At 68.1% G+C, this 1,293-nt stretch carries 2 protein-coding genes; both read left to right on the forward strand.

The window, feature by feature from the left end; translation table 11 throughout:
• On the forward strand, positions 1-527 hold a 527-nt coding region (locus KZA10_RS15540; protein ID WP_218683337.1), incomplete at its 5' end, for an NUDIX hydrolase.
• Positions 524-1,293: quinolinate synthase NadA (gene nadA, locus KZA10_RS15545; RefSeq protein ID WP_256934949.1), on the forward strand; the 770-nt coding region annotated here is incomplete at its 3' end. The genes KZA10_RS15540 and nadA, both read left to right, overlap by 4 nt.

The raw sequence follows: 1,293 nt of genomic DNA on the forward strand, positions 1-1,293 counted from the left end.
CCCTCGCCGAGACCACCGGCCTCGCCCCCAGCTACCTCGAGCAGCTCTACGCCTTCGGCGCCGTCGACCGCTCCCCCACCAGGGTCGTGTCGATCGTGTACTGGGCGCTGCTGCGACAGGACGACGTGACGGCGCAGAGCGCAGCACATCGCGCATCCGGCGCCGCCCCCGAGAACGTGAAGTGGTTCGACGTCGACGAGCTGCCGCAGCTGGCCTTCGATCACACCGAGATCGTCGAGTACGCACTGTGGCGACTGCGCAACAAGGTCGGATACAGCCGCGTCGCGCAGGGATTCCTGCCCGCGGAGTTCACGCTCGCCGAGCTGCGGGAGGCCTATGAGGCGATCCTCGACCGCACCCTCGATCCCGCCAACTTCCGCCGCCAGGTGGAGGCAGCGGGCAACCTGCTCCCCACCGACCGGTTCCGCACCGGAAGCCACCGCCCCGCGCGTCTGTATCGCGACAACACCGATGTCGAGCTGGCCGATCGTGGCCCGCTCGGTCCCGAAGAAACGAGCACCCGATGAGCATCACCTTCGTACCCGCTCCTGCTGTCCCGCCCCTGGACGCCTCGGTCGACCATGCGATCCAGGCCATCGTCAGCGGAGCGTCGACCGATGCCACGTGCGCCACCGATCTCGCAGCCGGCCCCTGGGATTTCGACGCACGACCGGGCTACGGACCGGGCTCGTCGATGGGGGATGTGATCCCGACCGGAGCCCCTCGACAGGGCGAACTGCCCGTCGAGTACCGCGAAGCCTCGGAGGAAGAACTCGACGGGCGGATCCGGGCGGCGAAGGCCACCCTCGGCGACAGGGTCGTGATCCTCGGCCACTTCTACCAGCGGGAGGAGGTCGTGCAGCACGCGGACTACGTCGGGGACTCCTTCCAGCTTGCGACTGCAGCCAAGGGACGCTCCGACGCCGAGGCCATCGTGTTCTGTGGAGTGCACTTCATGGCCGAGACCGCCGACCTGCTCTCACAGCCCGACCAGGCGGTGATCCTTCCCAACCTCGCCGCCGGCTGCTCGATGGCCGACATGGCCGACATCGACCAGGTCGAGGAGTGCTGGGAGCAGCTCGAAGAGGTGCTCGGCGACCTCGACGCCGTAGACGCCGACGGGCGTGTGCCCGTGATCCCCGTGACCTACATGAACTCCTCCGCATGCGCGATCCTGGAGACGCTGACGGTGGAGTGCGGTTTCACACTCCCACACATCAGCCGACTGACGAGGGTCGCTCTGGACGACCTGACGACGGCGCTCGACGATCCCGGAGCTCTCGAGAGCGAGGG

It is taken from the genome of Microbacterium sp. BF1, from assembly GCF_019279095.1.
GTDB lineage: Bacteria > Actinomycetota > Actinomycetes > Actinomycetales > Microbacteriaceae > Microbacterium > Microbacterium maritypicum.